This window comes from Paenibacillus sp. FSL K6-2524 (assembly GCF_038005525.1).
Classification (GTDB): domain Bacteria; phylum Bacillota; class Bacilli; order Paenibacillales; family Paenibacillaceae; genus Fontibacillus; species Fontibacillus anaericanus.
Genome location: NZ_JBBOSP010000001.1, coordinates 5,321,361 through 5,338,892 on the forward strand (window position 1 = coordinate 5,321,361; position 17,532 = coordinate 5,338,892).

Sequence of the window (17,532 nt, forward strand, 5' to 3'; positions counted from 1 at the left end):
ACCGCGCCTCTCTCATGCTGCTTTTTCACTTTATAACCGTGATCTCTTTACCTTCGCCCTTTGTTACTATAAGCACGACCTCACCGAATATTTGTATCCCATCAACCACATAAGAGTCGATAGCTCGGGCAGGTGGTCTATGACATACAACAATAATATGTTCCTCATCGGATTGTGGCAACATAATCTTGCACGCTTCTACGCTACTGTCGTCGGCTAATTCCCCGGTGTACAGGAATACCGGTATTTTCTTGACGATCGGAAGAGTAGTTTCCCCGGCCCGTAAAGGGTACAGAACCTGCATCATAGAGAACGCTCCGGAGTGGGTCCGTTCGTAACTTACATGATAGTTTGGTTCTACCAGATTATATTCATAAGAAATAACACCCTCGCTTAGCTCTACCTTTAATTCTGAAGCATGAACAGGAATGATACAAAGATTGGCCTCATGCTTATTTTCAGTTCGGCAAATGCCCGTTTCCTGCGAAGTACTTATTTCACCCGGTGCAAAATGAAAGTATTGCTTACATGTATGTTCATGCTGACTATCAAAGTAATCTACCAATAACCAATAGTATGGCTTAATAAAAATAATTTGTCTGGAGGGATATACTGGATCATCGAGATGTTTATATCCATTATGGCTCCCACTTACGTAATCATAGCCGGTCTCCGTAATCCATTCGCTACATGTCTTTGAAGCTACTCTCCCAAATTGCCATGTATCGATAACTTCCGTAAATTCGATATCATCAACCACAGTTGTATTATGGGAACTGCATAGTTTAAGTTGCCTACGCAGAGGCGTATGATCACTATAATTATACCTACCTAGATCAGTAAGCAGTTCTTTACCGTACGCATGAATATCAATATGAAGCATATCGGCATGTCCGTGTCCCCCTCCAAGAGGACCGCAGCGAAAATACAAATATAAAGCTTGCTCATCCCAACCAGATCGCATCACATAATGTCCCGAATGTCCAAATGCGTGGGATAGCCGTGGTGGCACCAAAACAGGACATTCATCATAATAGCGGATGCCGTTTGATCCGAAATTCCATACATTATCAAAATCGATACGATCATATCCGCCGAACCGAAGCGTAGCATCCTGTAACACAATTGCCGAAGCGGTCAGAACCGACCGGATATCATTATTATCACTGTCTCCTAGCATGATCTGCCTATGATTTGGCTTAGCCCAGTAGAGGGAAGCAATTGCCATCTTCCGAATAGTTTCCGTAATGGAATACTCTATTTCAATCTTATTATTGATAGTCAGGGTCAACATATCTAGATAGCAATTCAATACTTCATGATGATAAGTGGGAGACTGCTCCCAATGGATTCCATCCTTCATTACTTGTAGCCTGGCCGTTTCTCCCATTCTCTCGATACTCAACTGTTGCCAATGAAACGATCGTTTGAATTCTGGCATAAATACAGACATCTCAAACAATCCACATGTTTCAAGTACGCCCCAATTGCTAATATGTTTCCAGCCTGTAAATGAAGAGGCTAGATATTCGGCATGCTCATGCATTGAGATGAATACCTTCGTTAGGAGATGCGATGTCATATGTGGGCTGTTTATCACAAAAGGCAATGTTTTGATCCAGTTGCCGCAACGCAACCCAGCTTCGATAGAACGCCACGTTAACGTACCCGTAGTTTGCTCAGAGGGAACAGGATTCCGTTCGATCCAATCCTCTAGTTGGAGGCAGAAGGTACTCGCATATTTCTCATCTCCGGTCATCTGATATGCTTGTCCAAGTGCCAGCCAGTATCTGTGGCGATTGAGCATGTAAGCCCATTCGATATCTCCGTCGGGGATATGATCCCAGTCTATTGGACCGTCAAAGGTTACGGGTACACAAGTACGTTCCATATCCCATGGGAAACGGAAGAGGAAAGTTTGAGCAACGACTTCATCCGCCGCTTTCATCACTTCCCGTAATTCTTCTGGACAATGCAAACTTACATACTCACAAACTTCTGCTAGATCTTCCTTACAGAGAAACATCTTAGGATAGGTTCTGGACAACAAATATTGTTTGAACGCTATCAAGCCTTCATCATACCGTTCATTAAGAGCAGCCTTCTTGACACGAGCCAAACCCGGATGATCAAGGTTAAGCGGACTAAATAGACGACTATTTTCATAACCTATTGGGTTATTCACGTTCATACCAATAACCCCCTATTCCTTTCTCCAGTCTTATTAGTGCTTCCAAGTAGAAATAGTCTCCCCAGATCATATAATCATCAGGTGATAACCCTCCATGTACATAATACGAACCATGCTTGAGTAATCCCTCTGCATCTTCTTCCCCGATCGTGGCATAACGTTCAACAAGTGATGTCATCGACTTCATGCACATTTCCTGAAAGTAATCACGCTCGGTGTCCTGCTCATCCATGTGGGATATCAACTCTAGCAGACCAGCAGCTACAATCGCAGAAGCCGAGCTGTCCCGATAGGTATCTGCCCCTACAGGAGCATTAAAGTCCCAGTAAGCTACATGATCTTCCGGTAAATGTTCAAGGAAGTACCGGGCAAGTCGCTTGGAGGTATCCAAGAATAGGGGATCTTTCGTATATCGATAAGAGAGTGCGAATCCGTATACGCCCCAGGCCTGCCCCCTCGTCCATGTTGATCCGTTCGTATAACCTTGATGCGTCGCCCCTCCGATCGGCTCCCCCGTTTCCGAGTTGAAGAAGAATGTATGATAGGAACTGTCATCGCCTCTTACGAGGTAGCGTCTTGATTTCTCTGCTTGGGTTACAGCAACATCTTTATATGTTAAGTCACCTGTTTGTTCACTCGCCCAGTACAACAGCGGAAGGTTCAGCAGACAATCGATAATAATCCGCCCTTCCTCCTTAGAATCTCCCTTCTTCCCCCATGCTTGAATATAGCGACCTGGTTCACGCCACCGATTCATAAGTACGTCTGCTGCTTGCAGCGTTAATTGCCGAGCGGAATCGTCCTTCTCCACAATCCACTGTGCTTTGGAGGATAACGAGTACAGAAAACCGATATCATGGTGATCAAGCACTACATGATCTTGTAACCGTTGATCAAAGCTAGCCACCGATTTATCCGCCGCATTGCGAAAACGCTCGTCATTGGAATATTCGTAGCATAACCAGAGCATTCCGGTCCAGAATCCGTTGGTCCAGTCATTATTATCAATTAATTCATAATTTGCATTACGACTGATGTGAGGGAATTTCTCACCGAATCTGTCTATATTTCTTAACGTCTTGGTAATAGCGTCATTAATCGCATTTTTCCACATCATGGTATCATAACCCCCATATACTTGATCATTGAATACGATCCATCATAGCAAACATATTCTAGTTTAATAGGTTTAAATTATTGTAGGGATGTGCAAAATTTTGACCTTTTCGTGCACCATGATGATCAAACAGAATATAAAGGTCGGAGCTCTCTGAAATATCAAATGGGCGCTCTTAATATGCTAATTCGGTACATTACTCCAGCTGGAATAATGAAATAATGAGTATACTCCATCTTATTAACCGTTATAAGATTACCTTCAGGCCCGCGAATCTCAAGCGGCACTTCGCTATAAATCGCGCACTCCCTTTCGGATTCTGCACAAATCTTCGCTTCGTGTAAAATACCATCACACCAATCAATATCGATGGTATACCCACCTCTTGCCCGCAACCCTTTAACAATACCTGAGGTCCATGCAGATGGAAGTGCAGGCAACAGGCGGAGTTCGCCCCCATGCGACTGCAAGAGCATCTCTTGAATTGCTGCTGCTCCTCCAAAGTTGGCATCAATCTGGAACGGAGGATGATCGCCGAATAAATTGGGATGCACAGCTTTGCTTAGAAGGTCTTGCAGACTATTATGCGAGTTATCACCATCACCCAACCGGGCCCAAAAATTCGCGATCCAAGCTTGGCTCCACCCGGTATGTCCGCCTCCATGCGCCAACCTCCGTTCAAGTGTAGCCCGTGCTGCTGCTCCTAATTCCGGCATACGATGAGGCAGAATTTGTTCGCCCGGATGCAAGGCAAACAAATGTGAAATATGGCGATGACCGGGCTCCGCTTCTTCATAATCAACTGACCATTCCATGATCTGACCATGACGACCAATTTGCGGTTTAGGAAGCCGACTCCGAGCTTCCATACATTCTTGCTGGAATGATTGATCAAGACCGAGAAGTTCTGCTGCCTCCATATTGGCGGTTAATAGAGCAAACAATATCTGTGAATCCATAGAAGGTCCAGCACATAACACACCAATCTCCCCATCTTCTGTTAGATAGCTGTTCTCTGGGGAAAGAGATGGTGAAGTTACAAGCTGACCACTTCCATCTTCGACTACATAGTCCAAGAAGAATAGCGCAGCTTCTTTAAGTACCGGATATGCCCGTTCACGCAGAAATGATTCCGAACCGTTGTACCTGTAATGCTCCCATAAGTGAAGTGCTAGCCAGGCACCTCCTGTCGGCCAAAAAATGGCCGGAACCCATGCGCTGAAAATTCCGCTTTCCGCCCAAATATTAGTTGCAGAATGGGCGACAAATCCCCTTGCACCATATAATTTATGCGCTGTATCCCGACCGTTCACAACCAAACGATCAACTAGATCGAATAGCGGTTCGTGACATTCTGGTAAATTACCAGTCTCCGCGATCCAATAATTCATCTGCAAATTGATATTCAAGTGAAAATCGGATTCCCAAGGCGGTGTGAAGCTTTCGTTCCATATCCCTTGCAGATTGGCGGGCAGACTACCAGGTCTCGAACTTGCGATAAGAAGATAGCGCCCGTATTGATAGAATAGTGCTTCAAGACCCTGATCGGTATTCCCCTTCTTGTAACTCAAAAGTCGATCAGAAGTAGATATTTCTTCAATCTCTTTATTGTCATTACTGCCTAATTTTAATAAAACCCTATCAAATAATTGGCGGTGATCCTGAACATGCATTTTCTTAAGCTCTGCATACGGTATTGAAGCTGCCCAAGCTGCCTGCATTATCGCCTCACTATAAGGATCGTTATATCGAAAAGAGGTCTGTGCCGCAAGGATTAAGGTAACGGAATTAGCTTGGCGAATGTCTAGATAATTTCCAACAACCTGTGTTCCGCCCCCATCAACAACGGCTTGTAATACTGCTGCATAACTTACTCCATCCGGTCCGCACTGACCCTGCATTGTGAGTATACCGCCATCTACCTTGCCAACTTCTCCTTCGAAGGGTCTGCGACTCAGCCTTGCTGTCAATGAAAGAGCGCCTGGTTGCGAAGCCGTCAAATGCAGGACCACAACTTGACTGACTGCGCTTGAAAAGACTTCTCTACTAAACTCAGTAGTGCCTACCTTATATTTAACTGAAGCCACACCTGTCTGAATATCAAGTTCTCGCTGATAGTCGGACGTTGTCTCTGCACCTTCAATTTTGATTAATACATCGCCTAACGGTTGATATGGACCAAAATAATGAGGTGCGTTGGTCATGTTTAGTAGGGCCAATCTTTCAGCCTCCTGTGGCTTACCTTCCTGTATCAACCTTCTGATTTCCTCCAGCTTTCCTACAGATGCCGGGTTGTCGTTCCCCAAGGGGCCACCGTACCATATAGAATCTTCATTTAATTGAATTCGTTCATTCTGCACGCCACCGAAAACCATCCCGCCCAAACGACCATTACCAATAGGAAATGCTTCTGTCCAAACACTAGCTGGCCGATTCTCTATTAATTTACAGTTGCTATTACCCATAATTTCACCCCTGATTCAGTCTGTTCAATATTTAGCACCTAGCCTCTAATATAGAGTAAGCAATGCGAAATCCTAGGATGAATACTGACCTTAGACAGGTCATATTTTTACCTCTTATAGGTCAAATTTGACTCCCATACGTAAAAAAGCCCTAGAAATAATTCTAGAGCTTGTTTTATAATTGAATCTCAATCGTTGTCCCCTGATCCATAATACTATTAACTTTTATTTCTCCATGGTGTGCTTTGACAATATCATTTGCAATAGCCATACCGAGCCCCGAACCTTTATGTAACTCGCCTGTGTTTGTTCCTCGGTAATAGCGATCAAAGATTCTATCGAGTTCTTGTTTCTGAATCCCTTTTCCATCGTCTTGTATGGTAATGTGGATCCGTTCCTTTTTTTCAATACGAACAACAATTTTTACATTGTTATCATTATGGACAATCGCATTATAGATCAAATTATTAACGGCTCTCCGAATCAAGATCTCGTCAACATCGCTCAATATCGTTTCTTGATTACACTGAAATTCAATGTGTCGGTCAGCATACTTGGCGTCATTCAGGATATCGATTACCATATTCCGTAAAAGAGTCACCATATTGATCGTCTTTGTGTTTAAAGTTAATTCTTTACTCTTCAATCTCGTGGTTAAGTTTAAATCTTCAATTACTTCTTTAATATATAGTGATTTACTCTCAATAATTTCAGCGTATTCCATCATTTCCTCTAATGAAAAATAGTATTCGGCATCTTTCATCATTTCCGCATAACCTAGAATGGAAGCTAAAGGCGTTTTAATATCATGAGAAATGTTCGAAATCCACTCTTCCTTCATCTTATCTAGTTTTTTTCGTTCGTTCTCGTTTACTCTGAGTTCATTGGATAAATAATTAACATTATAAAACACATCTTTATAGATTCCTTTTGGCTCATAATTTAAATTGTATTCTTTATTAGCTAACCGTTTGATCCCCTCAATTAACGAGTTTACTGGCTTGGCAAGCCTTTTACTGAAAAAATAGCCGATCAATAAAGCAATTAATCCATCAACAATTATAAAAGTAACGCTGCCTACTTTGAAAATTTGGAAAATGGTCCGATAATCGTATGACAAGACATATTTACCGATGTTACGATCTACAATGCCAATAAAGTAACTGTAGTATTTTTGATTTATTTCTTTTCCACTAGCAAAAACAGTAGTCTCTCCATCAACTTCCTTATACTTGTACATTTGAATAGCATCTAACGGTGTATATTTCTTCTGTACCTGTTCAGGCAGTCTATAGCTATATATTTCACTACCATCTTCATCTAATATTTGTATCCAAGCCTTCTTGGCTTCAAGCTCTTCCTTTCCTGTTTCAGTAACTGTCACCTGATCATTAGTCATCGTTACATAATCACGAAATGCTGTCGTAAATGCTTCTGCAGAGATCTCTGAGTTTTGGAAAAAAAGAGGTTTCTTAGCCGTAGTCTGAGCCACAAGTAACACCAATACAAGCACAATATTAATAATAATCACTAGTATGACGACTAAAACAACAGATAATAAATATCTTCCAGTTAACCACCACTTCATAGATTATTCGTCCCTCACAACAAGTTTATAACCCAAGCCTTTTACTGTAATTAGATACTGTGGATCTGAAGGTTGCTCCTCAATTTTCTCCCTTAACCTGCGGATGTGTACCATGACCGTATTATCAAAACCTATGAAGTCTTCTCCCCACACCTGCTCACATAGGCTCTCTTTGCTAATAATTCGATTCACATTCTTAAGCAGATACGTTATTAGCCCAAGTTCTTTAGGCCTTAATTCAATGGTTTCCCCATTTTTTTTGAACTCTGTTCTTTGCTCATCTAATTCGAAGGGACCCGCTTTCAATAGATGATCTTCTTTATCGGTCTGAATATATTCAGCTCTACGTAATTGTGCCTTTACACGATAAGCAACTTCTTTAGGGCTAAATGGCTTTACAATATAGTCATCCCCACCAATAGCAAATCCCAGAATCTTATCAATCTCCTCTGTCTTTGCAGACAAGAATAGAATGGGAACATTAGAGATGCTTCTTATTTGTTTACAAACTTCGTACCCTTCTCCATCAGGCAGCATGATATCCAGTAAAACAATATCAGGTTGTGTTTGCTTAAATTGCATAAATCCGTCTTTTACAGTTGTCGAGGTATATACACGATCTATTCCTTCTTTGGTTAACACGGTTTTCAAAATTCTTAAAATATCCTCTTCATCATCTATAATCAAAACCTTGGCTTCTTTAAGTGACATGTAATTAACGACTCCTTCCCCCACAAATCCTCTTTAGTAGTGTTAGTATAATGCATAGATCACCCGTTTAAACAAAAGAAAACGAAACAACAGCATTTCATTGATGTGTTATTTCATAGTGAAAAAAAGGACTTAGTTATCTTTGATCAGAATAACTAAGTCCTTCGTCACACGTTTCTCAAGAGATCCCTTCTAGTTTTGCCTTTGCTTTATCTGGAATCTCTTCTTTCTGTACCTCTTGATAGGAAGTTACCCCTTTATCATCCTTCACAAATAAGTTTAGATACGCTTCTTCACGAAGTTGCTTACTACTTGTAAATGTAAATACTTTTTCTTCTCCTGCTTCATTAAAGGCGGGTAATGTATATTCATACGTTACAAACTTCTCCCCATTACCTAATTTACTTTCTGTCTTCTCTCCCCCACCTTTAATCTGAACATAATAATTATCTGCACCTAGTCTGTTTAAATTAACATTTTGCAAAAAAATCAATAGTCCAGCGACTACTACGATCATGGCTGATACAACTATGATTACCTTTTTCATGAATTATTCCCTCACATTCTTTTATTTTGTTGTCGTCACGGTTTTATAGTAAGCATGTACAGTTAAGAAGTAATAAACGATGTAGATACATGTGTAAACCCCCATACATATCAGTACTGGAATAACTAAGTTCATCTGTAGCAACCTTGAAAAAGCAGTTAATGCCACAGCACAATGCGCAATGCCGGCCAGCAAAGGTAGGCCAAAGATAAATAACATTTGCTTGGCAATGGTTCTTTTTACTTCTCTTTTATTCACACCGATTTTGTGTAGAATCTCATAACGCTCTTTGTCTGAGCTGGCTTCTGTTAATTGTTTGAAGTAGATAATGCTACCTGTTGCCGTAAGGAACACTAGTCCTAAAAACCCGCCCATAAATATCATTAAACCTGATGACTCTAAGCCCGCAGCATAATCTTCATAGAAACTAGAGAAGTTAGCTTGCTCTGGCATGATCGCTTGAATTTCTTCAGTTAATTTCTTTGCATCATCTTCTTTGGTGATTTTATATGCGACCATGTTCTCTTGGGTTGTTTCTTGTTTCAAACTGGTAAACAACTCATCACTAACAACAATAGTTGCGCCAGCAGTTCTTAAGTTGAGTACATTAAACTTCTTCAAAAACTTAAACGTAATATCCTCATTTTGACCATTCACCTTTAAAGAAACCGTTGACCCGACATATGCAGGTGAAAACTTTTCGTTGTAGGCAGCATCCAAAACAGCTGCTTCATTTGCTTTTAAAGAAAGCATCTCATTTCTGGACTGTAATTTTGCTAATTTATTATAACCACCGTTTGAAATAACGGTATAAATCATTTCATCACTTGAAAATAGACTATTTAGGTTGGTTACATCTGCATCTATTTGAAGCGTCGGTATCGTCTCATGATAGACCAGTTCATGGTCTTTACTATTTGTGACTAAGTCTTTTACTTTTTCATCTACGTTATTGTCTACCATAATAAACATCATGCTACTTGGATCAGCCATTTCTACAGTACTTCTGTTGTTGTAATACAAGCTATAAGCTGTTCCAACGGCTGTTAATGTCGTAGCACTAAGCACGGCGATTACCGTTAGGGTGCGGGCATTGCCTTTGATCCTAAATAATAGCTGGGATGTGCCAATTAAGTTAATCCCACTCCAATATTTCTTCGTGTTCTTTCGAGAAATCCTCAATAAATATACCGTTAAGGTACTAAATAAGAAGTACGTCCCGAGGATCACGGTGATTAAGATGACCAGCGGGGTAATCATAAACCCCATTGTTCTCCACAGCGCTGAATCCATCAAATCTTGGAGTGCAAGTCCATAACCAATCCCAATGAATATTACGGATAACAAAGCTATGATCAAAGATCCTCTCGGCTCTTGTTCCCCTTCTTTGTCTGCTTGGAAAAGCTCAATCAATTTAAAACGATAAATTAAACGATATCCATGGAACGATTTAACGAGCGTAATGATAGTGAATACAACAATCGTGTTCAGAATCGCTTCAATTGAAATGGTGAAATTCGTAATAACGCTATAGCCCATAACCTTCATTAAGATCATCACAAAAAACTTCGACAATACCGAACCTAGCACAATTCCAACAATTAGGGCTAAAGCTCCCATAATAAAATTCTCATAAAAAAGCATGCGACCAATTTGTTTCTTACGTACTCCGAGTAGGGAATATAATCCGACTTCTTTTTTACGTTTCCGTGTAAAGAACGAGTTAGAGTACCAAATAAAAATAGCTACAAAAATGATTAACACAACTGACGCTCCGCTAAATACGGAGCTGATTTTTTGTGAAGCTTCAGTTGTAGCCTGAATCGTAGTATCGTATTTCAACGACACGAATACAAAGTAAATGACAATACTAAATATCATCGATGCAAAGTAAAGAAAATAATTACTAAAATTCTTCTTTATGCTTTTACTAGCAATACTAAATAACGTCATTGTCACCACCTCCGAGGGAAGCGAGGATGTCTAATATTTTCTGAAAGAACTCCTTACGTTGCAGTTGTCCCTTATGAAGTTCCGTAACAAGCCTACCGTCTTTAATAAATAACACCCGTTTGCAGAAGCTTGCTGCATACACATCATGGGTGACCATCATAATGGTCGCTTGTTTCACTTTGTTTAACGTGCTTAAGCTTTCGAGTAAGCTTGTAGCAGATTTCGAATCCAATGCGCCTGTTGGTTCATCGGCCAAGATTAAGCTGGGATTTGCAACAATCGCCCGCGAGACCGCTGTTCTTTGCTTCTGACCTCCAGAAATATGGTATGGATATTTATTTAGAATTTCCCGAATCCCAAAGGTATCGGCCATCTCATTTACGCGTTGTTCGATTTCCTTAGCAGGTACCTTAGACAAGGCAAGGGGAAGCAAAATGTTTTCTTTAACGGTTAACGTATCAAGTAAGTTGTAATCTTGAAAAATAAAGCCTAACTTATTGCGACGGAAATCAGACAATTGTTCCTCATTCATTTTGATAATATTCTGATTATCGATAATGATATCACCTGATGTTGGTGTATCAATTGTAGACAAAATATTGAGTAATGTTGATTTGCCAGAACCTGATGGACCCATGATCCCAACAAACTCACCTTCTTGAATCTCTAAATTTATATCTTCCAATGCTTTGTATACATTGCCTTTAACACCAAATACTTTTTGTACATTTATAGCCTTTAGTATGGATCTCATAAGTACCTCCTGTTAACTGTGTTAAGGCTATTATAATTTGTCCATCTTACACCCTTTTAATGTGAACCTTACATCAACCTTAAATATAAAAGCACCCTCCATTAGGCATCTGCGTATGATGAAGAAACTATGCTAATCGTAAACGGAGGTTCTACAATGAGTTGGCAATTATATGAATACCCCCATCAAAGATTTGGAACGAATACAGTTTCTAGTACTATTTTCTTATTGGATATGAAACAAGCTGATATAAACGGAGATGGACTATTGGATACCGTTTTTTTGTATGGAAATAAACCCGATGGCGCATCAGGCATCTTTGCTGATAACATTACCCTTGTCATCCAAGACGGGTACTCTCACCAAAGAACAGTGGTTAATCTTAAGGATAACGCCGGATATAACGCGAGACTGTTTCTTGGGGATTTCAATAAGGACCGTATAGCAGATATTCTAGTAAATATTGATTCAGGGGGAAGCGGAGGATACATTAGTGCTTATATCTATTCCTTCAGAGATAACCATCTTCGGGAATTGTTTGATAGCGAAGCCTATAATCGTCAATATAAGTTCAATGTGAATTATGAAGACTACTACAAAGTTAGTATCGGAAGTCCTCAACTAGATGTGCTGTTCATAATAGATATAAGTAATAAGGGCGCCGATTATTTATCCCAATATTACAATGATAATGGAAAGCTCAAAAGTCCGGTCCAAGGCGAGGTTCTTGCGCTAGGCGGACTGTATCCCATTGTTACAGATTTACAAAGTTCGAGTTATGATTTAATAGCTTTGCAACGAATCATTGGTACAATTAATGCGGACACATTAGGCTATATTCAAAACCTGCTGACATGGGATGGAACTACTTTCATTTCATCAAGACTAATGGTTTCCATACCACCTACAAAGTTAATTGCTCTTTATTAGGTATCTGCCCAAACCCATGAATTCATTCCAACATACATTGTTTTAGCCTACTTTAAAAGGAGTGAAGTCTTATGGGGTTTACACCACCGCCACCACCTTCTCAAGGACCGTTCGGACCATTTTTTCCACAACCCGGACCTCCGGGGCCACCACCAGGGCCTCCAGGATCTATTGGACAACAGGCACCAACTGCTCCTCCCCCTTCGTTTGTACCACAGATATCGCCCTATGCTGTTGACCCAGGAGCTATTTCCGGATGTTTATTTCGAAATACTTACGTATGGTTGAGAAATAGAGATAGCTTCTGGTTTTTCCCCATTTTTGTCGGACCTAGGTCCGTCGCCGGTTTTAGATTTTTCGGAGGAAGATGGGCGTACTTTGGGATTGATTTGAACCAAATCAGTTCATTTACTTGTTTTTAAGTAAATTAAAAGGCGATCACCTTTCCGTATTTTACCCGGAAGGAGATCGCCTATTTTTTTATATTCAATTCAATATCATATAACTTAACTATTAGCGTTACCTCTTCTTGCGAATATACCCTTTAGATCGATTATACTAATTCCGATTCCGATACAAGCTCCTATGATAATAAAACTGATTCGCATCGGAATAGAGACCGAATAATCAAATAATACGAGTGCGGCACTTAATGCATTAATGGTTACAAAAATCATCTGAATACGGTACTCTACAACAAACATATAAATATAGCTGAGTGCTAGTGTGATAACCATGCTAAACTGTGGAGGCAACATTATGAATAGAACAACAAATACAACAGCACCAATGATGTTTCCCATAAGTCTGTGCTTTACCCGCTGCTTGCTATGAGTATAATGTGGTTGCAGGATAGAGAATATCGTAAGGCTAATCCACATGCCCTTTTGAACATGAGATAAATCACCAATTAGCATCCCTAAGCTTACACCTACCGCCATCTTGATGGCATATTCAATACGAACAGCATTTTTATCAAATTGACCAAAAAGACTCCATAAATTCGCATAAGTCGTATCATCACTTTTACGGTGCTTAACATAATAAATAATACTAATTAGTACACCACCCACCAGCAAACCAAATATTCTGGACCCAGTTTGGGAATACACTACTGGATTTCCTTGAGCAAACACATAACATAGCATAATAGGCAAAAATGCCTTTGTCTCCATCTTCTCTGAGAATAGCATCATAATAAGGAATATGGTAACAAGGTGAACCATCAGACCCAGCACTGGATTCATGCCAGATACATACGATAAGACTCCAATAACGGGAAATGTAATTGCAATGAGTAGAGATGCTTGTATCTTTTTAATTCCAATATCCATGTTCAAAAACATAAGTAGCCCCGTGATAATGGCTACCCCCATGAGTAAATTAACATCTCCAAACAGAGCATTATATCCCATAACAAAAATCAAAATAAAAATAAGAAGTACAAGCTTTGAGAATAAGGTTTTTAATTTCACATCTTTTAACACGGTTATACATCCTTCTTTCTTTGCAAGCTTAGCAGCCAAATTTGAGGTGTATCACAATATAACCTAAACAGCCAAATTCGTCTACTTTTCATCTTTTTTTCAACCTTGACGCATTGAAAACGCTTGGATTTATATCCAAGCGTTTTGTCATATTTTTATATGCAAATTTTACTTACCATGATTCCATAACCAGTGCCCAGTTTATTTCCTGCCATCAGATAGGACTTCGCGTTTCGTTGCAAAGATGACTGCTCCTCGTATTCGGACGGGTCGGAACTTACCTTACTAAATATCCGTTCTTCGGCCTGTCTTGCTTCATGATCCACCTGATAGATAAAGAACTTCTTTTGGAACTTCATAATATTAGAGCTTGGTTGTAATACTTCGCTTAAATGCGGGCAAAGCATCCATGAGTTACAAATGAAGACCGGCGTAATCCCTCTGAAGAATCTCCTTGCACTTTCAAAGGATTCTTCGACTTGTTGAGATTCCAACGGCTCTCCCGATGGGATGTGCACATTTAGTACAATTTGGTTTTTATAGATTATATCGCCCTCTACCTCTAATTCACGATCAAAAACGCAGGGTTGAAATTGTAATCTTCCCAATCGGAATAACCGCAGCTGGATATGTTCTTGTAACCATTCATATTCTTGAATACCATATTCACCAAAATCTCGTCTGCAGTTAGAGCACCAGAGCTCTATGTCTGAAAACGTGTCGAAATAAATCTGATCATCGATGCCTCTGATGACATACTCTTCATAAGCGTCTACAGCAAATCTGACATACAAATATAAGAATAACTGTCGATGATTCGGAGACTGCCTTACAGTTTCAAAGAAAGAAAATCTATCGTTATAAAACTGTTGTTTATGTAATTGATATACTTCTTCATCCATATGAAAATCGAACAAAACCTGTCTGGCGTCTGGGATAAGTCTTATCCCCTCACAAAATGATTGCAAATCCATGTCAAAAATCCCCCTAATCTATAACCCTGCACGGGCTCAAATTCTTTCTTGACTAGCTAATATTTAATTAAACCTTGTAAGGTACTCAGAAGGCGTCACATGATAGTACTTCTTAAACAGTCTGCTGAAATAAAGCTGATCTTCAAAGCCTACAAGGTTTGAGATCTGTTGAATATTTAAGTGCGTATGCTTCATGAGCTCACACGCCTTCTGCAACCTGAATCTATTGATATATTGCAACGGAGTCGTCCCCATCATGATTTTGAACAGTGTTGTATACCTATCGGTGCTAAGGTACGCGATTTCGGCAAGCTTAGTCACGTATATTTCCTGCGCATAGTTATCGTGTATATATTTGATCGATTCATAGATCTCTGTTCGGTTGTTATTGGCTCTAACGTTCGACCCTTGCTCAATCTGTCTGGATATCATCGACAGCAAGTAAGAAAGAATTGAGGCAGAAGCAAGTTCATATCCTACTTTCTTATCACGAATTTCATTCATCATATCTTCAAATTTTGCAGCTATATCGTTATCAATACCCACAAAGAATGGGCCATCTTCGGCAAGCTTGGCGTTAATAAGAAGCTCATCTACTCCGTAACCAGTAAAATGCACCCAGTAGGAAATAAACTTCTGTTCGGCGTAATGACCGTAGTACTGCTCTTCATGTGGACGATATATAAACAAGCTACCTGGTTGTAAGATATGCTCTTGCCCTTTACTGCGTATTGTCATCGGTCCAGAATAATTATAGGCAAGGTAAAAGTCCTTACGCCCTTCTTTCCTATGGGTCATTCTAAAATAAGCTTCATATTCGTAGAAACCGACGGAATTTACAAGTAAAAAGCTACTTAAATCAATACTTCCCCTATCATCTTCGTCCGGAATACGATATGTGCTAGAATATTTCACCCTCGTCACCTCTTGAATATATTCTAGCATAATCTTCTTTTGATACGTGAAAAATCCATATATATAAGGGAAATATGCATATGGTTTCGGTCAATAGGGATCTATACTTTTAATGACAAATACTTGAATTAGCTGGAGGGTTCCCTATGAATATATCACTGGGTTTAGAAGATGCAAGCTATAAGTACGTATATGGAGTTTTGAACAAACCTAGCTTTTCTATGAACGAAAATAAGCACATTTCACTTGTGTGCGGTAAAAATGATCGTGTTGCCGTTCAACTCCTTGTCTATTCCGAGCAGGAAATGCTGGTATGTGTAAATGAGGATACTTGCTTCTATGAAAGAGGTGCTATCGACATTGTCCGCGTGAGTGTGGAAGTTCCTGGTCTGAAAAAGGGTAGCATTAAAGCTAACCTAATTGGGCTTGTCGAGGATGATGATCGACAATTAAAATCCGATATAATCCTTCAGCAGCCATTCATTCATGTCGTTGGTAGAAGAATACAACCCGTATGGATCGAAGTTGAGATTGATAAAGATGTTGAACCTGGTATTTATACTCCTCAGATCACCGTACTAGGACATCGAATGTTTGAAGACGAGGAATTGATTAGACAATTGTCATTTGAAATACAGGTCATGAATACGACGCTAAGCGATGCGAAGGATTATTCATTTAACCTGAACTTATGGCAGCACAATTCTAATATTGCTAGAAAATACGACCTAAGCCTATGGAGTGATGAGCATTTTGCCATCATGGATAACTATATCTCCTCTTTGGCCGATCTCGGGCAAAAGGCCCTAAGCGTTATTGTCTCAGAAATCCCCTGGTCGGGACAGGCGTCCAGCTATGATCAAATTGATCCTGCTAACATGTTTGAATACAATATTGTGAAAGCAACGCTGTTGAAAAATGGCGATTGGTACTTTGACTTCAATGCCTTGAATCGATATATAGAATTGGGTATGAAGCACGGGATAACTCAAGAAATTGAGGTATTCGGACTGATTAATATTTGGGTTCTTGAGGATGCAGGTTTCGGCGGCGTGATGAAGGATTACAATGATGCAGTCCGAATCCGGTATTGGGATGAGCATAGCAATACCTACAAGTTTATGAAGCATAAGAAGGATTTCGAGAAATATGTTCAGGCCTTAGAACAAAATTTCATCCATAAGGGTTGGATCGATAAGGTACGTGTAATCGCAGATGAACCCTCTGATATCGAGATCTTCACAGACCGACTTGACGAGTTAAAAAAAATGGCACCCTCCTTAAAATATAAAGCGGCCATTAATCATGCCTCCTTCATAGAGCAAAAGATCGAAGGAATTGTAGATTATGTTCCCGTTCTGGACTGTATCACCAGTGAATTCGAAAAAATACAACAATTGAAGAATGAAATTAAGGGAAGCATGACCTATTATGTCTGCTGTGTTCCTGAACTTCCCAACACATTCATTAGCTCTCATTTGCTAGAAAGTAGACTTATTCCTTGGCTAGCCTTTCACATGAACATGGATGGCTTCTTAAGATGGAATTATACGGTTTGGCCAAATGATCCACTCCATAAGATCGCTTACCATTATCCAATCTTCGCGGCAGGTGATACTAACTTTGTCTATCCCGGAAGAGACGGACAGCCCTTGCTTACACTGAGGTATAAACATCTCCAAAAAGGAATTCGGGATTACGAAATCCTCAATAGTTACATCAAGCAAGGTGGGGATCGGGATAAGCTTGGTCAGCAAATGAAAAAGGTATTCCTATGGCAGACAATTGATGAACTTCATCCAAGCGCTAGGAAGAAAAGAGAAGAACTCTTCTCATTGCAGAATGCAGATTATGAGGAAATTATCAGCGAAATTCTTATGGAGCTATCCTAAGGGGGATC

Annotated in this window: 14 protein-coding genes; 3 read left to right on the forward strand and 11 right to left on the reverse strand. The window is 40.1% G+C overall.

Going from position 1 to position 17,532, the window contains the following annotated elements; all coding sequences use genetic code 11:
* Positions 1-25: 25 nt before the first annotated feature.
* The 8 genes from NST85_RS24755 to NST85_RS24790 form a co-directional block, all read right to left on the reverse strand.
* Complete coding sequence (locus NST85_RS24755) at positions 26-2,191, reverse strand: alginate lyase family protein (protein WP_341190654.1); 2,166 nt, start codon at positions 2,189-2,191, stop codon at positions 26-28.
* The gene (locus tag NST85_RS24760; protein WP_341191165.1) at positions 2,178-3,305 is read right to left on the reverse strand and encodes a glycoside hydrolase family 88 protein; all 1,128 of its coding nucleotides are present in this window, start codon (positions 3,303-3,305) and stop codon (positions 2,178-2,180) included. Before NST85_RS24760 ends, NST85_RS24755 begins: the two co-directional genes overlap by 14 nt.
* A 164-nt stretch (positions 3,306-3,469) precedes the next feature.
* A complete protein-coding gene (locus NST85_RS24765) occupies positions 3,470-5,773 on the reverse strand; it encodes a glycoside hydrolase family 95 protein (RefSeq protein ID WP_341190655.1) in 2,304 nt (767 codons plus the stop codon).
* Positions 5,774-5,948: 175 nt separating this feature from the next.
* Entirely contained in the window at positions 5,949-7,361 is a 1,413-nt protein-coding gene (locus NST85_RS24770) for a sensor histidine kinase (RefSeq protein ID WP_341190656.1), read from the reverse strand.
* Between the two features lie 3 nt (positions 7,362-7,364).
* Complete coding sequence (locus tag NST85_RS24775; protein WP_341190657.1) at positions 7,365-8,072, reverse strand: response regulator transcription factor; 708 nt, start codon at positions 8,070-8,072, stop codon at positions 7,365-7,367.
* A gap of 178 nt (positions 8,073-8,250) precedes the next feature.
* The gene (locus tag NST85_RS24780; protein WP_127193582.1) at positions 8,251-8,619 is read right to left on the reverse strand and encodes a YxeA family protein; all 369 of its coding nucleotides are present in this window, start codon (positions 8,617-8,619) and stop codon (positions 8,251-8,253) included.
* A gap of 21 nt (positions 8,620-8,640) precedes the next feature.
* Positions 8,641-10,572, reverse strand: a complete 1,932-nt coding sequence (locus NST85_RS24785; protein ID WP_341190658.1) for an ABC transporter permease — start codon at positions 10,570-10,572, stop codon at positions 8,641-8,643.
* The gene (locus NST85_RS24790) at positions 10,559-11,326 is read right to left on the reverse strand and encodes an ABC transporter ATP-binding protein (protein ID WP_341190659.1); all 768 of its coding nucleotides are present in this window, start codon (positions 11,324-11,326) and stop codon (positions 10,559-10,561) included. Before NST85_RS24790 ends, NST85_RS24785 begins: the two co-directional genes overlap by 14 nt.
* A 156-nt stretch (positions 11,327-11,482) precedes the next feature.
* Between NST85_RS24790 and NST85_RS24795 the strand changes: the two genes are divergently transcribed.
* Complete coding sequence (locus NST85_RS24795) at positions 11,483-12,256, forward strand: VCBS repeat-containing protein (RefSeq protein WP_341190660.1); 774 nt, start codon at positions 11,483-11,485, stop codon at positions 12,254-12,256.
* Positions 12,257-12,327: 71 nt separating this feature from the next.
* On the forward strand, positions 12,328-12,678 hold the full coding sequence (locus NST85_RS24800; protein ID WP_307401247.1) for a collagen-like protein: 351 nt from the start codon (positions 12,328-12,330) through the stop codon (positions 12,676-12,678).
* An 84-nt stretch (positions 12,679-12,762) separates the two neighbouring features.
* Here NST85_RS24800 and NST85_RS24805 read toward each other — a convergent pair whose 3' ends face one another.
* The 3 genes from NST85_RS24805 to NST85_RS24815 form a co-directional block, all read right to left on the reverse strand.
* Entirely contained in the window at positions 12,763-13,743 is a 981-nt protein-coding gene (locus NST85_RS24805) for an FUSC family protein (protein WP_341190661.1), read from the reverse strand.
* Positions 13,744-13,898: 155 nt separating this feature from the next.
* The gene (locus tag NST85_RS24810; protein WP_341190662.1) at positions 13,899-14,717 is read right to left on the reverse strand and encodes an acyltransferase domain-containing protein; all 819 of its coding nucleotides are present in this window, start codon (positions 14,715-14,717) and stop codon (positions 13,899-13,901) included.
* A 63-nt stretch (positions 14,718-14,780) separates the two neighbouring features.
* Positions 14,781-15,632 (reverse strand): AraC family transcriptional regulator, encoded by an 852-nt coding sequence (locus NST85_RS24815; protein ID WP_170220230.1) that lies wholly within the window; start codon positions 15,630-15,632, stop codon positions 14,781-14,783.
* A gap of 146 nt (positions 15,633-15,778) precedes the next feature.
* Between NST85_RS24815 and NST85_RS24820 the strand changes: the two genes are divergently transcribed.
* Positions 15,779-17,524, forward strand: coding sequence for a DUF4091 domain-containing protein (locus tag NST85_RS24820; RefSeq protein WP_341190663.1), 1,746 nt, complete (start codon positions 15,779-15,781; stop codon positions 17,522-17,524).
* Positions 17,525-17,532: the final 8 nt, after the last annotated feature.

Excerpts from the sequence above, each read along its gene's own strand:
- NST85_RS24755 (WP_341190654.1), bottom strand. The coding sequence starts at position 2,191 with ATGAACGTGAATAACCCAATAGGTTATGAAAATAGTCGTCTATTTAGT.
- NST85_RS24760 (WP_341191165.1), bottom strand. The coding sequence starts at position 3,305 with ATGTGGAAAAATGCGATTAATGACGCTATTACCAAGACGTTAAGAAAT.
- NST85_RS24765 (WP_341190655.1), bottom strand. The coding sequence starts at position 5,773 with ATGGGTAATAGCAACTGTAAATTAATAGAGAATCGGCCAGCTAGTGTT.
- NST85_RS24770 (WP_341190656.1), bottom strand. The coding sequence starts at position 7,361 with ATGAAGTGGTGGTTAACTGGAAGATATTTATTATCTGTTGTTTTAGTC.
- NST85_RS24775 (WP_341190657.1), bottom strand. The coding sequence starts at position 8,072 with ATGTCACTTAAAGAAGCCAAGGTTTTGATTATAGATGATGAAGAGGAT.
- NST85_RS24780 (WP_127193582.1), bottom strand. The coding sequence starts at position 8,619 with ATGAAAAAGGTAATCATAGTTGTATCAGCCATGATCGTAGTAGTCGCT.
- NST85_RS24785 (WP_341190658.1), bottom strand. The coding sequence starts at position 10,572 with ATGACGTTATTTAGTATTGCTAGTAAAAGCATAAAGAAGAATTTTAGT.
- NST85_RS24790 (WP_341190659.1), bottom strand. The coding sequence starts at position 11,326 with ATGAGATCCATACTAAAGGCTATAAATGTACAAAAAGTATTTGGTGTT.
- NST85_RS24795 (WP_341190660.1), top strand. The coding sequence starts at position 11,483 with ATGAGTTGGCAATTATATGAATACCCCCATCAAAGATTTGGAACGAAT.
- NST85_RS24800 (WP_307401247.1), top strand. The coding sequence starts at position 12,328 with ATGGGGTTTACACCACCGCCACCACCTTCTCAAGGACCGTTCGGACCA.
- NST85_RS24810 (WP_341190662.1), bottom strand. The coding sequence starts at position 14,717 with ATGGATTTGCAATCATTTTGTGAGGGGATAAGACTTATCCCAGACGCC.
- NST85_RS24820 (WP_341190663.1), top strand. The coding sequence starts at position 15,779 with ATGAATATATCACTGGGTTTAGAAGATGCAAGCTATAAGTACGTATAT.